Below are 15,870 nucleotides of genomic sequence, written 5' to 3'. Positions count from 1 at the left end.
TCGGACGGTCAGACCAGCCCGGCGTCGCGCAACAGCTTCCACAGCCCCGCGCCGTCGGGTGCGGAGAGCCACTTCTGCCCCACCGGTCCCGCCGACGACGAGCCGGCCGGGGCGGGCAGGCTACCGGCCAGCACCGACTGGGTCGGCGAGAGCCGACGGATCGCCACCGCGGCGACGTTCTCCGGGTGGGCGGCGGCGAACTCGCGGTAGATCTCCTGGTCGTGCTGCCCGTCGTCGCCGACCAGCAGCCACTTCACGTCGGGAAACTCCTTGGCCATCCGGGCCAGGGTGACCCGCTTGTGCTCCCGCCCGCTGCGGAACCACCGGTCGGCGGTCGGCCCCCAGTCGGTCAACAGCAGCGGCCCGGCCGGGTAGAGGTGCCGGGACAGGAACCGGGTCAGCGTCGGTGCCACGTTCCACGCGCCCGTGGAGAGGTAGAAGACCGGGGCGCCGGGGTGTCCGGTGACGAGCCGCTCGTAGAGCACGGCCATGCCGGGCACGGCGTTACGGGCGTGCTCATCGAGCACGAACGTGTTCCACGCGGCGAGCAGCGGTCGGGGCAGCGCCGTCACCATCACCGTGTCGTCGATGTCGGAGATGATGCCGAACTTGACCTCCGGGTCGAGGATGCGCACCGGCGCGTCGACCGGCTCGGCGTCCGGCACGCTGAGCCGGACGGTGCCCCAGCCGGGTGGCAGGTCGGCCTCGACCAGGGTGTCGACGAACCCGCTGCGGTCGGCTTGCGTCTCGTGCCGCACCCCGCCAGCCTCGATGGTCACTGTGACGTGCTTGTTGGGCAGCGTGGTGAAGCTGCGCCAGCCGCGGACCTTGTCCAGCCGACCCCGCTGGCGGGTGTCCGGACGGCCCAGCAGGACCCGGCACATCACCCGCACCCAGCCCGGCGCGCCATAGCCGGTGTACGCGACGATGTTGACCCGCCACCCTGTGCGCCGCAGCCGACGCTGGACGAGCTCGTGGACGGCGTCCTCGATCCGCGCAGCTCGGTGCAGGTTCGGAACGGCCAACTGGCCGGCGGGAGTGGGTGGCACCCGCCAACCCTGCCACACGTCGTCAGCCACGGCCACGTGAGCCGTCCCCGGCTGCGCCGATCCACCCCGGCGACCCCGCCGAACGTGAAACACTCCGTCCGGACGGCGACGGGGGCGTGGTCGTGTCAGATCTGGAGCAGCACCGTGGGCGATGGCGCCCGCGACTCGACCGGCCGGCGCTCGTCGCGCTGCTGTTCGGGCTGGCCGGTGTCGTCTATCGGCTGGTCCTGACCCTGTTCACGGTGCCGGTGTCGAACAGCGACGAGGCAACCTTCGGTCTCGCCGCGCTACACATCGGGCAGGGCCGGGAACGCCCGGTCTTCCTCTACGGCCAGCACTACATGGGGATGCTGGAGTCGTACCTGGCCGCTCCCCTGCTGGCGGTGGCCGGGCCGAGCTGGCCGGTGCTGCGGCTGCCGATGCTCGCGCTGTACGCGCTGTTCCTCTACCTGATCCACCGGCTGACCCGTCGGCTGTGCACACCCTGGTTCGCCACCTTCGTCGTGGGCCTGCTCGCGCTCGGCGGGGAGCGGGTGGTGCGCGACCAGATCACGGTGGTCGGTGGCCGGCCCGAGGTGAAGCCGGCGGTGCTGCTGATGCTGCTGATCACCGTGGGGTTGGCCGCCGGCACGTTTCGCCGCCGACGGCTCGCGGTCGCGGTGTTCGGCCTGCTCGTCGGGTTGGCCGTCTGGTCGGACTGGCTGATCCTGCCGTACTTGGCGGTGGCCGGGCTGGCCCTGGTGTGGGCGGTGCGGCGGGAACTGCTCGGCTGGTCCGGCCTGCTGCTGGTGGCGGGGGCCGTCGTCGGGGTGGCGCCGATGATTCTCGACAACCTGCGGGCCGGGCCCGGTGAGGACTCGCTGTCGGTGTTCCGCGAGGTCAGCACCAAGGCCGGGCCGGCGCCGCCGTGGTCGGACCGGATCCGGGGCGGCCTGCTGGAGGGGGTGCCGCTGGCGCACGGGCTCTGCCCGGTGGGCGGCTGCGGCCGGTGGCAACAGTGGTTCGGCGTCTTGTATCCGGTGCTGCTGGTGGTCGGCGCGGTGCTCGCGGTGCTCGCGTACCGTCGCGCGGCTGCGGCGCCGCGCGGGGAGCGGGTCGGGCCGGTCGTGCAGCTCGCGCTGGTCGCCGGTGCCGCGTTGACCCTGCTGTCGTACGTGCGCAGCCCGCTCGCCGCGACCAGCCCGCTGGACAACGCCCGGTACCTGTCGGTGCTGCAACTGTCGCTGCCGGCGGTGCTCTGGCCGCTGTGGGTGGCGGCGGTGGCCTGCTGGCGGGGCACGGTCGGGGCGCTCGGCCGGCTCACCGGCGCGCTGTCCACAGCGGTGCTGGCCGCGCTGACCGCGACCACGGTGGTGATCACCGTGCTCTTCGCGGCCGCCGGCACCGGCACCTCGCGGACCGAGGAGCGCGGGGCCCGGGAGTTGGCCGCCGCGCTGCGCGCTGACGGACCCCACGAGGTGTACGGGGACTACTGGACCTGCAACCGGTTGATCTTCAACACGGATGAGACGGTGGTCTGCGGGGTGCTCGACGGCGACCTGTCCCCCGGGCAGAACCGCTACCGGCCGTACTGGCGGCAGGTCGGGCGGGCCGAACGACCGGGGTACGTGGTGGAGGTCGACTCGCCGATGGATCGGCGGCTGCGCCGGCTGCTCGCCGACCGTGCCGACACCGCACTCGTGCGCGAGGTCGGCGGCTATCGCGTGTACCACCCCGACACCCCGGTACGACCCTGGCGGTAGCGACGGGTCGTACGCTGGCCGGGCCGGCGCGTGGGGCGCCGCCGTTGCGCCCGTCGAGGAGAACCATGCTCATCCTGCTGCCGCCCTCGGAGGGGAAGGCCGACGCCGGCACCGGGCGGCGCTGGGCCCCGGACCGGGTCTCGCTGCCCGAGCTGAACCCGGCCCGTGAGCGGGTGCTGGACGCCCTGGTGGCGCTCTGCGCCGGGCCGGACGAGGAGGCCGCGCGGGCGGCGCTCGGGCTCAGCGAAGGCCAGCGGGGCGAGCTGCGGCGCAACGCCCGGCTGCGGGAGGCAGCCACCGCGCCCGCCGAGCGGCTCTACACCGGGGTGCTCTACGAGGCGTTGGACCTGGCCTCGCTGCCGGTTGCGGCGCAGCGGGCGGCCCGCCGGTCGATCATGATCAGTTCCGGGCTGTGGGGCGCGGTCCGGCTGGCCGACCGGATCCCCCCGTACCGCTGCCCCATCGGCGCTCGCCTGCCGGGCGTCGGGGCGTTGTCCGCGTACTGGCGTCGGGAGCTGACGCCGGTGCTGGACGCCGCCGCCGGTAAGGGCCCGGTGCTGGACCTGCGCTCCGGCGCGTACGCGGCCACCTGGACGCCGCGCGGGCCGCTGGCCGAGCGGACCGTCACCGTGCGGGTGCTGCACGAGCGGGAGGTGGACGGCGTACCGGTCCGGTCGGTGGTAAGCCACTTCAACAAGGCGACAAAGGGCCGGCTGGTCCGCGACCTGCTCGTCGCCGGCGCACGACCGCGCACCGCCGACGAGCTGGTCGGCACGCTGGGCGAGTTGAAGCACACCGTCGTGGAGCAGACCACCGCGCCCGGCCGGGTACGACAGGTCGACCTGGTGGTCACCGACCTCTAGCAGTTCCGGCAGCCGCAAGATTTGCTCAAGGCTGGGCCGGAGGAGTTCCGTAACGGCGACGCAGGGACCACGGTAGGGGAACCCAGACTCCGGCAAGGGAGCCTTCGTTGACCCTCGAACCCGCCCTGCTCGACCGACCCCGGTCCCCGGCGCCGTCCTCTCCGTTGGACTGGCTGACCCTGGGCGACGCGTTCGAGGCTGCCTGCCTGCTGCGCTGCACACCGCCGCCGACCGCGGCCCGGCCGGGCGCGGCACGCCTGGCGCACGCGCCCGGGGTGGAGTTCAACCGGGAGGACGCCGCACAGCGCACCCGGCAACTGCTCGCCCGGCTGGACATCCCGGTCACCCACGAGGTCGTCGTGGGCGGTCTGCGCCGCCGCTACGAGCTGCACCGGCTCTGGGTGCCGCAGGAGCACCGGGAGGCGTACACCCGGGTGTTGGACGCGGGCTGGTGGCAGGGGCGGCGTGAGCTGCTCGGCGGGCCGCTGCCCGGTGCCTCGCCGGCGCGCCGGCGGTTGGTGAGCCGGCTCGCGGCGGCAGCCTGGCGCTCGGCGCTGCTGGCCGCCGGGCGGCACGTCCGCCGGCACATCCTCGGCGTGCGGCTCACCGACCGGGAGCTGGCCGCGGTGCTGATCCGCAGCGCTGCCGTGCTCGACGTGCCGGCCCGGCTGCGCCCCGGCACCGGTTGCTTCCTGGTCAGCGTCGCCGACGGCCCGGACCGGGCGCGGATCCTGAGCAGCGCGGCGTTGGAACCGGCGCGCGGGGCGGTGGCGACGCGGAGCGGGGTCGTGACGCCGACACGCAGCCCGGCCTGCTGATCGAGGTTCCGGCCACACCCACCCGGCGCGGCACGGCAGAGGGCTTGCGCGCGCCCGGGCGACGGCGCACAGTGCACCGCGTGAGTCGTACCTCGTCCCGCCGGCCCGGCCTCCACCGCGCGGGGCCCGCTGCCCTGTTGACGGTGCTGCTGACCGCGACCCTGGCCGCCGCCGGCTGCCGGGACGCGCCGACCGCGCCGACGACGATCCGGATCGCCACCGGCAGCCCCACCGCCGTCTACTACGCGTTCGGGCAGTCCCTGGCGGCCATCCTCAACCGGGAACTGCCCAACGTGCGGGCCAGCGTGGTGATCACCGCCGCCTCGGCGGAGAACGTCCAACTGGTCGGGTCCGGCGCGGCCGAGCTGGGTTTCACCCAGGCCGACGTGCTGCCCACCAGCACGGCGGAGAGCCCCGCGGTCGAGGCCATCGCCCGGGTGTACGACGACCAACTGCACCTGGTCACCACCGGCGGCGGCCCGGTCCGCACGGTCGCCGACCTGCGGGGCCGCCGAGTCTCCGTGGGCGCGTCCGGCTCGGGCACCGAGATCACCGCGACCCGGCTGCTGGAGGTCGCCCGCCTGGGTGGTGACGAGGTGCGCAGGGAACGGCTCGGGCTGGACGAATCAGTGGCGGCACTGCGGTCCGGGCGGATCGACGCGTTCTTCTTCTCCGGCGGGTTGCCGGTGCGGGGCATCGAGGAGCTGGCCTGGCGTAGCGCCACCCGGATCGTCGACCTCAGCGAATGGACCGAGCCGCTGCGCTCCCGCTACGGGCAGGTCTACGTCTCCCGGGACATCCCCCTTTCGGTGTACGGGGTGGACGCGGTGACCACGGTGGCCAACCCGAACTACCTGATCGTGCAGGCCAACCTGCCGGAGCGGTTGGTTCGGGAGGTGACCAGGCTGTTGATGGAGCGCCGGGCCGAACTGGCCGCCGCGCACCCGGCGGCGGGCCGGATGAGCCCTCGCTCGGCGATCGTCACCGCGCCGCTGCCGCTGCACCCGGGGGCCGCCGCCTGGTACCGCGCGGCCAAACCCTGACGGCAGGCGTCACCGCGCCGGGGCGGGCCGCAGGTCGGCGAGCACCTCCTCGTCCGCAGGCTCCACCGACGGGTCGGATTCCGGCGCCGGGAACCACAGGGCGGCGACCAACCCGCGCGACTCCCCCGGGCGCATGGTGAGCCGCCCGTCGGACGCGTCCACCAACACCGCGGCGATGGTCAGGCCCAGCCCCGCACCGTCCACGTTCTGCGCGTCCGGGGCCCGCCAGAACCGCTCGGTCGCCTGGCCGAGCTGACTCTCGGTCATGCCCGGGCCGGAGTCGCGCACCTCCAGGGCCACCCCGCCGTCGCGACGGGCCACCGTCACCGTCACCGCCCCGCCAGCCCCGCTGAACTTCACCGCGTTGTCGATCAGCGCGTCCAGCGCCTGGTCGACGGCCGTCGGCACCGTCCGGGCGTACGCCGGGGCGTCGGTGGTGGCCAACCGCAACGCGACCGAACGGTGCCGGGCCAGCGGCGCCCACGCGGTAACGCGGGACGCGGCCACCGCGGCGGCGTCCACGGTGACCCGCTCGTTCTCCTCCCGTTCGGCCCGGGCGAGGGTGAGCAGCGCGTCGAGCACCAACGCCAGCCGGTCGGTCTCCTCCAGTGCCAACTGGTGCTCGGACCGGCCGTCCGGGTCGGTGAGGCTGGGGCCCAACTCCTCCACCCGCAACCGCAGCGCGGTGAGCGGGTTGCGCAGCTGGTGGCTGGCGTGCGCGACGAAGGCACGCTGCCGGTCCATCACGTCGGAGACCACGTCGGCCATGTGGTTGAAGCTGGCCGCGAGACGGCGTAGCTCCGGCGGGCCCAGGCGGTGCTGCACCCGGGCGCCCCGGTCGCCCTCGGCGATCTCGTGGGTGACCGCGTCCAGCTCGGTGACCGGGCGCAGCACCCAACCGGCCAACCCGAATGCGGTGAGAACGCAGGCCAGCACGACGAGCAGACCAGCCAGGGCGAGCAGCAGCCACCACGAGGTGACAGCTCGGCGGATCGGGCCGGACGGGGTCACGATCACCACCGCGCCGAGCACCTCACCGCCGTCGTTGATCGGCACCGCCACCGCCACCGGGTCGGTCGTCCAGGGCCAGACCGACTCGGGCGCGCTGGTCTGCTGCCCGGACAGGGCGATGTCCAGGACCGTCGCCGTCACCGGGCCGGGCCGGTACCTCGGCGACGAGACCGGCGTGCTGCGGTCCCGGTCGACGATCGCGGCGCCGATCGCGTACAGGTTGTCGTAACTGGTCAGCTCCGACTCGATCGGGCCCGGCCCGCCGTCGCGTAACGCCGGCCCGGCCAGCGAGGCGAACCGGGTGGCGTCGGCGAGCCGGTCGGCGCGGACCCGCTCCGTCTCGCGGCTGGCCATCGTCGCGGCCAGCGGTGTCTCCAACGCGATGAGGACCAGCACCATCAGCAGCAGATAGCTGATCACCAGACGGCGGCGCACGTCAGCCCCTCACGCGTCGCGCAGTCGGTAGCCGACACCGCGCACGGTCTCCACCAGACGGGCATCACCGAGCTTGCCGCGCAACGACCCCACGTGCACCTCGACCGTGTGCCGGTCAGCCCAGGTGGTGCCCCAGGCGTCGAGCAGGATGCGATCGCGCGGCACCGCCACCCCGGGCTGGCGGGCCAGCGAGAGCAGCACGTCGAACTCCTTGCGGGTCAACGTGACGTCGCGGCCGTCCACGGTCACCGTTCGGGCGGGCACGTCGATGCGCACCGACCCGGCCTCGATGAGGTGCCGCTGCGGCGCGGCGTTCGCGGCCCGGCGCAGCACCGCCTCGATCCGTGCCTGCAACTCCACCATCGAGAACGGCTTGACGACATAGTCGTCCGCGCCGAGGCGCAGACCCAGCACCCGATCGCGTTCCTCGCCCCGCGCGGTCACCGCGATGATGCCGAGCTGGCTGCTGCGCCGGCGCAGCTCCCGGCACAGGTCGGTGCCGTCCCCGTCGGGCAGGGTCAGGTCGAGCAGCACCAGGTCGCACGGGGCGGCGGAGAGGGCGGCGGCGACGGTGCCCGCGTGCTCGACCTCGTATCCGCGGCGCGTCAGGGCGGAGGAGAGCGCAGCGGCGACCCGACGGTCGTCCTCCACCAGCAGGATTCGCACCCGTGCCCCCGTCCGTCGCAGCGCCGTTCTGCGAATGGTGGCAGAAGCGTGCGCGGAACGGGAGGTCGGATACCGCGAAGTGCCAGCCAGGGTGTGTGTCAGAGTCCTCGGTCGAGCCGAGGCGGAGGGCTTTGACGCAGACCCTAGAGGCCGAAGACGTCGTCGGCGGTGGCGTCCCGGACGCCGTCGGTGAAGCCGCGAAAGCCCGGGTCCTCGTGACTGGCCGGCACGCTGGTGACGTTGACGCCGCTGGCCTGGGTCACCGCGTCGACCAGGGGCGGATAGTCGATCTCGGCATCCTGGAAGGCGTCGTCGTCCGCCTCGGCCAGGTTGATCACGTGCTGGACGTCGTCGGACGGAGTGTCCGGATCCTCGGCCCACTCGCCGCCCGCCCGGTAGCACTCGTCGTACAGCGCGCGCTGACTGTCGGTCCAGTCGTCGTCGTAGCTCTGCATCGCCCATCCCCTCCGCGGCCCTTGACCTGAGCATGCCCGGCGGGGGGCGACGGGCGCGGCGGTACCGGCGAAAACCGGGCCAGCACGCCGACCGGACCCCCGTAGGCTGCCGAGGTGATCTACAAACTGCTGTCGAACACGGAATGGGACGACGCCCTCGCCGCCGGCGCCTTCTCCGGCTCCGCCGTGGACCGGCAGGACGGGTTCATCCACCTCTCCGGCGCGGACCAGGTGGTGGAGACAGCGCGGCGACACTTCGCCGGTGCGACCGGGTTGACCCTGCTCAGCGTGGCCGAAGAGCGGTTGGGCGACACGCTGCGCTGGGAGCCGTCGCGCGGCGGGCAGCTCTTCCCACACGCGTACGGTCCGCTGCCGGTCGCGGCGGTGGTGGCGGCGCAGGCGTTGCCGGCGGACACCCCGGCCGCCGAGGCGGTGGCGGCGCTGCTCGGCTGAGCGGTCGATATGCTACGCCGAGTCCCGCGCCCCACGACACGCTCCGTGCCCGGGGCAGCGTGGCAGCCCCGGTCCGCGCGCCCGGTGCCCGGTCTCCGGCCCGAGGCGGCGCGGGTCACCGACGGCGCCCGGCGCGCCCTGCGACCCATGCGAGTTGAAGGATGACTGACAGCACCTCACCGACCCCCTCGGTCTTCGTCCACCCCACCGCCGACGTCGAGGACGGCGCCCAGGTCGGCGACGGCACCAAGGTCTGGCACCTGGCCCACATCCGATCGTCGGCCCAGGTGGGCGCGGGCTGCGTGATCGGGCGCAACGTGTATGTCGACGCCACCGTGACGGTCGGCGATCGCGTGAAGATCCAGAACAACGTCTCCGTCTACCAGGGTGTGACGCTGGAGGACGAGGTCTTCGTCGGCCCGTGTGCGGTCTTCACCAACGACTTCCGGCCGAGGGCGCAGAATCCGGACTGGACGATCACGCCGACCCTGGTCCGGCGGGGCGCCTCGATCGGCGCGAACGCCACACTGGTCTGCGGCATCGAGGTCGGCGAGTACGCGATGATCGCCGCTGGCTCGGTCGTCACTCGAGACGTGGCGCCGTACCAGCTGGTGGCTGGCAACCCGGCCCGGCCGAAGGGCTGGGTCGACGAGAAGGGCGAGGTCGTCTCCCGGGACGTGGCGAACCCGCCGCGTCGGGATTGACCGTTACCGGTTGCCGGTGAGCGGATCGCTGCTCACCGGCAACCGGGCGCAGTTCAGGCGCAGAGACGCTCGATCTCCGCGCGGAAACGATCCATCGGGTTCGGCTCGTCCGGGCCGAGCAGGTACTCCTTCAGCTCACGCCGAGCTGCGGTCATCGGGTCGTCGCCAGCTTGGGCGAGGTCGAGGATCTTCCCCAGCTCCCCACAGTCGGCGGAGAGCAGGTACGCCGCCCGGGACGTGGGGTACGAGCTACGGAATTCGTCCTCCGGCAGGCTCGCCGGGTTGGCCACCACGTACGGCCGTTGGCTCTGCACGAAGTCGGAGACCACACTGGACACGTCGCTGATCAGCAGGTCGGTGACGTTGAAGCAGTCGAACAGGGCCGGCACCCGGCCGGTGACGACCAGGTGGGCGTCGCCGTCCAGCGAGTTCACGTCCACCTCGCCGCCAGCGGCCCGGATCAGGTTGATGATCCGGTCGTTGGCCGCCCGGGCCTTGTTCCAGCGGGTGCCGGTCAGCGGGTGCGGCTTGTAGATCAGGCGCACGTTCGCGGCGAGCACGCCCGACACGATCCGCTCCCCCATCGCCACCAGCGACGTGTGGTGCGGGTCGTCGTCCAGCCACCCCTCCCAGGTGGGGGCGTACAGCACGGTGAACCGACTGTCGGTCGCGCCGGAGCCGAAGGTAGGCACCCCGGACAACTGCGGCCGGCCCACCTCGACGATGTCCTGGTCGAGCACGCCCACCCCGGCCTGCGCGTACCGCTCCCGCCCGGCGCGACCGGCCACCCACACCTCGTCATACACCTTGCTGAAGGGATTGACGCTGGCCTGCTTGTCGCTGTCGCCGTGCCCGACGAAGACGTGCCGGACGCCCGGCTCGCGGATCATGTGGATGTTGGCGCCCACGTTCGCCGCGTAGAGCGCCACCCGGACGGGGCTGAAGTCGAGGTTCATGAAGTCGACCCCGGCGGGCACGCAGATCACCGGCAGCCGGGTGTCGGCCAGCGCCTCGAAGGCGTCCTCGGCGCGCAGCAGCACGACCGCGCGGCGGCCCGCCGCCTCCACCGGGGCGAGCCACATGTTGGCCTGGTAGACGTCCTTGCCGGGGCCGGCGAAGTAGAGCGCCACCTCCGGACGCTCCCGGGCCAGCCAGTCGTGCACGGCGGGCAGCACGCCGGGGGAACGGCCGCGCCCACGCAGCAGGGTGAAAGCCAGCACGGCCGCGGCGACGAGCCCGATGGCCAGGGTGACCAGACCGGTCACCAGCACGGGCGTGATCCGGTCGACCAGCGCGGCCGCCACGGCCGCCGGCGGCAGCAGGAAGTTGAGCACCGGCATCCGCAGGCCCAGGACGCGTTCGGCCCAGGCCGGCGGGATCGGCACCCGGCGTACCGCGCCGAAATCGATGTTGCGGGTGAACGCCGGCGTCGCGGCCCGGCCCTCGACGACCCGGTTCAACGCGGTGGTGCCGACGGCCACGGCCCAGATCGCGGCCGGCAGCAGCATGATCCCGATCGTGGCGGCCACCCCGGGGCGGACGGTGCTGACGATCAGCAGGACCACCGAGAGGTCGCGGACGAGCCACCGCCAGACCGGCTCGATACCGGCCTTCTCCAGCAGCACGGCTGTGGCGGCGAACCGGTTGGCGAGGGCGAACTCACCCGCTGTCGCGACCAACGCGGCGACCACGAACGGAATCACCCAGCCCAGGGCGCCGGCCAGAACCATGATCCCGTAGCCCAGCAGGGTCACGCCGGCGACGGCGACACCCTGTTGGCTCCGTATTCTGCTGAACAACGACACACTCCCTGTCTGCTCGCCGGTGTTGGCGCGTTCGATACCGGCCGCCGCGACCTTTAACGGGGCAAGTAACACAAGTATCGCCGGGGTGTCTCGTGGGTGAACGGGCGGGAGAGGCGACTCACAGCGTCGTGCGCGGGGACGCACAACGGGCCCCGGCCGTGGAACGGTCGGGGCCCGGAGCGGACGGGTGGGATCAGCCGCCGATGACCACCCGGCGGACGCCGGCCCAGCGGGCCGGATCGGTGACCCGCCGACCGTCCACCAGAACGGTCACGCCCGGCAGGTCGGCCGGGGCGAGGCTGCGGTACTCCGCGTGGTCGGCCTGGATGACCGCGGCACCGAGCGGCTCACCGTCGTACGCCGGCAGGCCGTGCGCCACCAACTCCTCGTTGGTGTACATCGGGTCCGAGACGTACGGCTTGGCGCCCCGCTGGCGCAGCGCCTCGACGGTCGGGAAGACGCCGGAGAAGGCGGTCTCCTTGACCCCACCCCGATAGGCCGCCCCCAGCACCAGCACGCCCACGTCGGTCAGGTCCCCGTACGCGGCGGCGAGCAGGTCGACCGCGTACTCCGGCATGGCCGCGTTGGCCTCGCGGGCCGAGCGGACGACGGTGGCGGCCGGGTCGTTCCAGAGGTACATCCGCGGGTAGATCGGGATGCAGTGCCCACCGACGGCGATGCCCGGCGAGTGGATGTGGCTGTACGGCTGGGTGTTGCACGCCTCGATGACCTTGGTGACGTCGACGCCCACGGTGTCGGCGAAGCGGGCGAACTGGTTCGCCAGGCCGATGTTGACGTCCCGGTAGGTCGTCTCGGCCAGCTTGGCCAGCTCGGACGCCTCGGCCGAACCAAGGTCCCACACGCCGTTGGGCCGGTCCAGGTCGGGCCGCTCGTCGAAGTCGAGGACCGCCTCGTAGAAGCGCACGCCGTGCGCGGCGGACGCCTCGTCGATGCCACCGACCAGCTTCGGGTAGCGGCGCAGGTCGGCGAAGACCCGCCCGGTGAGCACCCGCTCCGGGCTGAAGACCAGGTGGAAGTCCGTTCCGGCGGTGAGGCCGGAGCCTTCCTGGAGCATCGACGCCCAACGGCTGCGGGTGGTGCCGACCGGCAGGGTGGTCTCGTAACTCACCAGGGTGCCCGGCTTGAGACCCCGGGCGATGGCCCGGGTGGCGTCGTCCATCCAACCGAAGTCCGGTACGCCCTCGGCGTCCACGAAGAGCGGCACCACCACGACGACGGCCTCGGAGTCGGCGACCGCGGCGGCGGTGTCGGTGGTGGCCGACAGCAGCCCGGCGGCCACCACCTCCTTCAGCTTCACGTCCAGGTCGGCCTCGCCGGGGAACGGCACGGCACCATCGTTGACGAGCTGGACGACCCGCTCGGAAACGTCGGCACCGATCACCCGGTGCCCCTTCGAGGCGAACTGCACGGCGAGCGGAAGGCCGATCTTTCCGAGCGCGACGACGCAGATGTTCATGAAACTACTTTCCTCCAGAGGGCCAAATTCGGCGCAGACGGGCAAGGAACCGACCGGTGGTCACCGGCGTGATCGCGACGATCACCTGGCCCTTGTGGTTCGTGGTCGGCGTGACGAGGTGCAACCGGACGCCGTGGCGGGTGAGCAGGCGGGGCGCGCCGACCCGGCGGTCGGTCCGCAGCGGGGCGGAACCGACCCCGGCCGGGGTGCTCACCTCGGCCCGTACCGTCTCCCGTCCGCCGTTGAGCGGCACGGCCGCGAGCAGCCGGTCCACCGCGAAGACCGTCCGTACGACGGTACCGGGCGCACCGGTGGTGACGGATGTCACGCCGACCACCTCCCCGGCACTGACCCGGAGTGCCTCGGCGGGCAGGTCGGCCAGCTCCGCCCAGCGGCTCTGCGCGGTGACCACCAGGGATCGGGCGCCTGCGGCGTCCCGTCCCCAGGCCAGTCGGGTCGCGGTGAGCATGGCCAGCACCTTCGCGGAGCCGTCGGTCACGTCGTACCACTCGTCCGGGTAGCCGAGCGACGGGTCACGGAAGCCGACATAGTGGGCGTACCAGCGGCCATCCTCGATGCTGATCTCGGGTGGCGTCCGCTCGGCCTGCTGCCGGATCAGCTCACGCAACCGACCCAGCGTGGCGTCGCGGGCGACGACCAGCCGCAGCCGCAGGTTGGGGGCCAACCGGGCCAGGATGTCGTCGGTGAGGTACCCCTCGACCAACTTGCGGATCCGGTCGTGGACGCGCTCCTGGACGTCGGCGCCGAGGTCGAGCAGCTCCGTCTGGAGGAGCTTCGCCACCTCCCAGCTGAAGTGACGCAGCAGGACCGCGTCCCGCCGCGGCCCGGGCTCGAGCAGGCCGGCGACGAAGCCGACCAACTCCTCGGCGCAGCGCAGCCGCTCCTCGAAGCGGCTGGCGTAGGTGATGTTCTGCGCGTTGTGCCGCTTGACCGCGTAGTAGTACTCGTAGTCGCCGAGGACGGAGACCTTGTTCGCGCGGACGCAGGCCTCCAGTGTGAACGGCTGGTCGCTGCCCATCGGCATGTCGGTACGGAAGCGCAGCCCGTGCCGTTCGATCAGGTCCCGCCGGAACAGCTTGGTGTTCGACAGCGACCAGGGCAGTGCACTGTCGACGAGATCGACCTGCTCCCGGGTTTCCGCGTAGACGGCCTGGTGCACGTAGCGCTTGTTGGTGCCGACCATTCGCCCGAGCACCACGTCAGAGCCCCACCGGTCGGCGGCGTCCACCAGGCGTTCCAGGGCCTCCGGGCCGAGATGATCGTCGGAGCCGACGAAGAAGACGTACCGGCCGCGGGCGTGGTCCAGGGCGCGATTGCTTGGCACCGCCGGGCCGCCGGAGTTTGCCTGGCGCAGCACCCGGACCGTATCCGGGTACCGCTTCGCGTAGCGGTCCAGCTCCGCGCCGCTGCGGTCGGTGGAGCCGTCGTCGACCGCGACGACTTCGAACCGGTCCAGCCCGATGGTCTGCCCGACCAGCGAATCCAGGCAGGCGGTCAGGTACGGCATGGTGTTGTAGACGGCAACCACCACCGTCACGTCGGGTTGGCTCACGCCCCGACCTCCACCACTGTCTGCTCGGCGCCGGTGGAGGTGTCGCGGGCGGACATCGGGCGCGGCGGCGCGGCGGGCAACAGCCGGGAGTAGACGTCGTCCAGCACCTCTGCCTGCGCCTCCCAGGTCCAGCCGGCCAGCAACCCGGGCCGGTCGTACGCGGCACGGTAGCGCGCCGGGTCGGCGAGCACCGCGGTGACCGCCCGGACGAAGTCGGCAACGTCCTCGGCCTCGAACACCTCACCCTGGCCGGTCTCCCGGACAGTCTCCGCCATCGTCCGCACATCGGAGACGACCAGCGGCAGCCGGGCGTGTGAATACTCGAAGAACTTCGTGATCAGGGCGATCTCGTGATTCGGCCAGTGCTGGATCGGGATCACCCCGACCTGCGCGCCGGACAGGAACGGCACCACCTGGTGATGCGGAACGTACGGCAGCAGGTGGACCCGCCCGGCCACCCCGAGCTCCTCGGCGCGGCGGAGGAGGCCCTTGACGTACGCCGACTGGGGCTTGTTGACCACGAACGCGACGTGCGCCTCGGGCAGCCGCGGCAGCGCCTCGACCATCACCCCGAGCCCGCGCTTGGCCGCAGCCACCCCGCTGTAGACCAGCAGCGGCGTAACCGGGCCGATCCCGCAGAGCGCCCGGATGTCCGGTACCGGCTCGGCGGAGCCCGCCGGCTGCGTCTCCAGCGTCGGCGCGTTGAGCACCACCGCGGGGCGCTCCGCCAGCCCGTGTTCGCGCTGCAGCAGGTCGGCCAGCCCGCCCGAGACGGTCATGGTGGCGTCCGCGTACGGCACGAACTCCCGCTCGTGCGCGACGTTCCCCGGCAGCCAGCGGGCATTGTCGCGCCACGGTTGCACGCCAGGCAGGTATTCGTGGGCGTCCCACAGCAGTGCGATCCGGCGCCCCTGGGCGGCAGCACGGATCTTGGCGCGGGCACCGACGCCGATCATCCGGAAGTCGTTGGCGTGGATGAGGTCCGGTGCCAGCTCGTCGACCACCGGGCCGTAGGCCAGCTCGTAGTCCCACAGGCCCGGCTCCAGCCGACGCCACGCGCCGCCGCCGCGCAGCCGCTGCCAGAAGAGCGTGTACGCCCGGTCCCAGGGGCTGGTCAGCTTGCGGCCACGACGGGCGCGGCTCAGCTCCCGGTTGCGCAGCGACACCCAGAGACGGACCAGGGTCGAGAACTTCTCCTCGAACCGCAGCGTCGGCCAGGCCAGCGACGGGACACCACCGCCGTCGCGGGCGGCCAGCGTCAGGGCGGCGCGGCGGACCTGCAGGTCGGCACGCCAGGCCTTCACGGCCTGGGCACGATGGGCGCCGATCCCGCTCGGCGGGTAGGCAAGCGGCGCGCGCAGCAGTGCGCGTCGGAATTCGTGTCGGCGCTTGGCCAGCGGCTCGGGCATCGGGATCAGCCGAACCTCGGCGTCGCCGAGGCGCCAGCTCTGCGGCTGCCCCCCGGCCGGCGCACGCCCGAGCAGAACGACGTCCCAGCCGGCGTCGGCGGCGGACCGAGCCGCCTTCTGTACCCGCGAGTCACCGATGACCCCGTTGTCCACCAGCATGACGACCCGTCCCCGGGTGGACACCGCTGCGGTCGTGCCGTCAGATCCCATTCCTGCCCGTTTCCGTGTCAGCCAGCACCGCGCCCGCGGGACCCGAGCGAGTCTACGACACGTCAGGCGTGGTACCCGCCCGCGCGGCGCTCGGGTGTCCTCGCCGAGCCGAGTCGGTTGCTAACCTGCATTCTGGTTGACGACCGGTGACTGCCGT

At 72.7% G+C, this 15,870-nt stretch carries 14 protein-coding genes; 6 read left to right on the top strand and 8 right to left on the bottom strand.

What is annotated here, in order from left to right:
* Positions 1-8 precede the first annotated feature (8 nt).
* Positions 9-1,049: an App1 family protein gene (locus tag KBX34_RS23485; RefSeq protein WP_088951600.1), complete on the bottom strand. Its 1,041-nt coding sequence runs from the start codon at positions 1,047-1,049 to the stop codon at positions 9-11.
* A gap of 116 nt (positions 1,050-1,165) precedes the next feature.
* Between KBX34_RS23485 and KBX34_RS23480 the strand changes: the two genes are divergently transcribed.
* From KBX34_RS23480 to KBX34_RS23465, 4 genes are all read left to right on the top strand, one after another.
* Positions 1,166-2,791 carry a glycosyltransferase family 39 protein gene (locus tag KBX34_RS23480; protein ID WP_210926952.1) on the top strand — a complete coding sequence of 542 codons (1,626 nt, stop codon included), beginning with the start codon at positions 1,166-1,168 and terminating at the stop codon, positions 2,789-2,791.
* A gap of 65 nt (positions 2,792-2,856) precedes the next feature.
* Complete coding sequence (gene yaaA, locus KBX34_RS23475) at positions 2,857-3,654, top strand: peroxide stress protein YaaA (RefSeq protein ID WP_210793664.1); 798 nt, start codon at positions 2,857-2,859, stop codon at positions 3,652-3,654.
* A 107-nt stretch (positions 3,655-3,761) separates the two neighbouring features.
* The gene (locus KBX34_RS23470; protein WP_099851956.1) at positions 3,762-4,472 is read left to right on the top strand and encodes a hypothetical protein; all 711 of its coding nucleotides are present in this window, start codon (positions 3,762-3,764) and stop codon (positions 4,470-4,472) included.
* 71 nt (positions 4,473-4,543) lie between these two features.
* Entirely contained in the window at positions 4,544-5,515 is a 972-nt protein-coding gene (locus KBX34_RS23465) for a TAXI family TRAP transporter solute-binding subunit (RefSeq protein WP_210926951.1), read from the top strand.
* Positions 5,516-5,524: 9 nt separating this feature from the next.
* Here KBX34_RS23465 and KBX34_RS23460 read toward each other — a convergent pair whose 3' ends face one another.
* The 3 genes from KBX34_RS23460 to KBX34_RS23450 all read right to left on the bottom strand — a co-directional run bounded on the left by KBX34_RS23460 (position 5,525) and on the right by KBX34_RS23450 (position 8,082).
* Positions 5,525-6,961, bottom strand: a complete 1,437-nt coding sequence (locus KBX34_RS23460; protein ID WP_210926949.1) for a HAMP domain-containing sensor histidine kinase — start codon at positions 6,959-6,961, stop codon at positions 5,525-5,527.
* A gap of 9 nt (positions 6,962-6,970) precedes the next feature.
* Positions 6,971-7,627: a response regulator transcription factor gene (locus tag KBX34_RS23455; protein ID WP_099851951.1), complete on the bottom strand. Its 657-nt coding sequence runs from the start codon at positions 7,625-7,627 to the stop codon at positions 6,971-6,973.
* Positions 7,628-7,770: 143 nt separating this feature from the next.
* Positions 7,771-8,082 carry a hypothetical protein gene (locus KBX34_RS23450; RefSeq protein ID WP_088947217.1) on the bottom strand — a complete coding sequence of 104 codons (312 nt, stop codon included), beginning with the start codon at positions 8,080-8,082 and terminating at the stop codon, positions 7,771-7,773.
* Positions 8,083-8,196: 114 nt separating this feature from the next.
* On the opposite strand from KBX34_RS23450, the gene KBX34_RS23445 reads away from it, so the two are divergent.
* Both KBX34_RS23445 and KBX34_RS23440 read left to right on the top strand, forming a co-directional pair.
* A complete protein-coding gene (locus tag KBX34_RS23445) occupies positions 8,197-8,535 on the top strand; it encodes a DUF952 domain-containing protein (RefSeq protein WP_210926947.1) in 339 nt (112 codons plus the stop codon).
* A 161-nt stretch (positions 8,536-8,696) separates the two neighbouring features.
* Positions 8,697-9,239, top strand: a complete 543-nt coding sequence (locus tag KBX34_RS23440) for an acyltransferase (protein ID WP_088947215.1) — start codon at positions 8,697-8,699, stop codon at positions 9,237-9,239.
* A gap of 53 nt (positions 9,240-9,292) precedes the next feature.
* Here KBX34_RS23440 and KBX34_RS23435 read toward each other — a convergent pair whose 3' ends face one another.
* The 4 genes from KBX34_RS23435 to KBX34_RS23420 form a co-directional block, all read right to left on the bottom strand.
* Positions 9,293-11,038 (bottom strand): CDP-glycerol glycerophosphotransferase family protein, encoded by a 1,746-nt coding sequence (locus tag KBX34_RS23435; RefSeq protein WP_247672142.1) that lies wholly within the window; start codon positions 11,036-11,038, stop codon positions 9,293-9,295.
* 199 nt (positions 11,039-11,237) lie between these two features.
* Positions 11,238-12,521, bottom strand: a complete 1,284-nt coding sequence (locus KBX34_RS23430; RefSeq protein WP_088947214.1) for a nucleotide sugar dehydrogenase — start codon at positions 12,519-12,521, stop codon at positions 11,238-11,240.
* A 4-nt stretch (positions 12,522-12,525) separates the two neighbouring features.
* Positions 12,526-14,094: a glycosyltransferase gene (locus KBX34_RS23425; RefSeq protein WP_210793660.1), complete on the bottom strand. Its 1,569-nt coding sequence runs from the start codon at positions 14,092-14,094 to the stop codon at positions 12,526-12,528.
* Positions 14,091-15,662 carry a glycosyltransferase family 4 protein gene (locus tag KBX34_RS23420; protein ID WP_210793713.1) on the bottom strand — a complete coding sequence of 524 codons (1,572 nt, stop codon included), beginning with the start codon at positions 15,660-15,662 and terminating at the stop codon, positions 14,091-14,093. Before KBX34_RS23420 ends, KBX34_RS23425 begins: the two co-directional genes overlap by 4 nt.
* Between the last annotated feature and the right edge of the window lie 208 nt (positions 15,663-15,870).

Source organism: Micromonospora sp. M61 (assembly GCF_018070245.1).
Lineage (GTDB): Bacteria > Actinomycetota > Actinomycetes > Mycobacteriales > Micromonosporaceae > Micromonospora > Micromonospora zamorensis.
This window is presented reverse-complemented; position numbering and strand designations above follow the sequence as displayed.

Coding starts and splice junctions, on each gene's coding strand:
- yaaA (WP_210793664.1), top strand. CDS start 2,857: ATGCTCATCCTGCTGCCGCCCTCGGAGGGGAAGGCCGACGCCGGCACC.
- KBX34_RS23450 (WP_088947217.1), bottom strand. CDS start 8,082: ATGCAGAGCTACGACGACGACTGGACCGACAGTCAGCGCGCGCTGTAC.
- KBX34_RS23440 (WP_088947215.1), top strand. CDS start 8,697: ATGACTGACAGCACCTCACCGACCCCCTCGGTCTTCGTCCACCCCACC.
- KBX34_RS23430 (WP_088947214.1), bottom strand. CDS start 12,521: ATGAACATCTGCGTCGTCGCGCTCGGAAAGATCGGCCTTCCGCTCGCC.
- KBX34_RS23420 (WP_210793713.1), bottom strand. CDS start 15,662: ATGCTGGTGGACAACGGGGTCATCGGTGACTCGCGGGTACAGAAGGCG.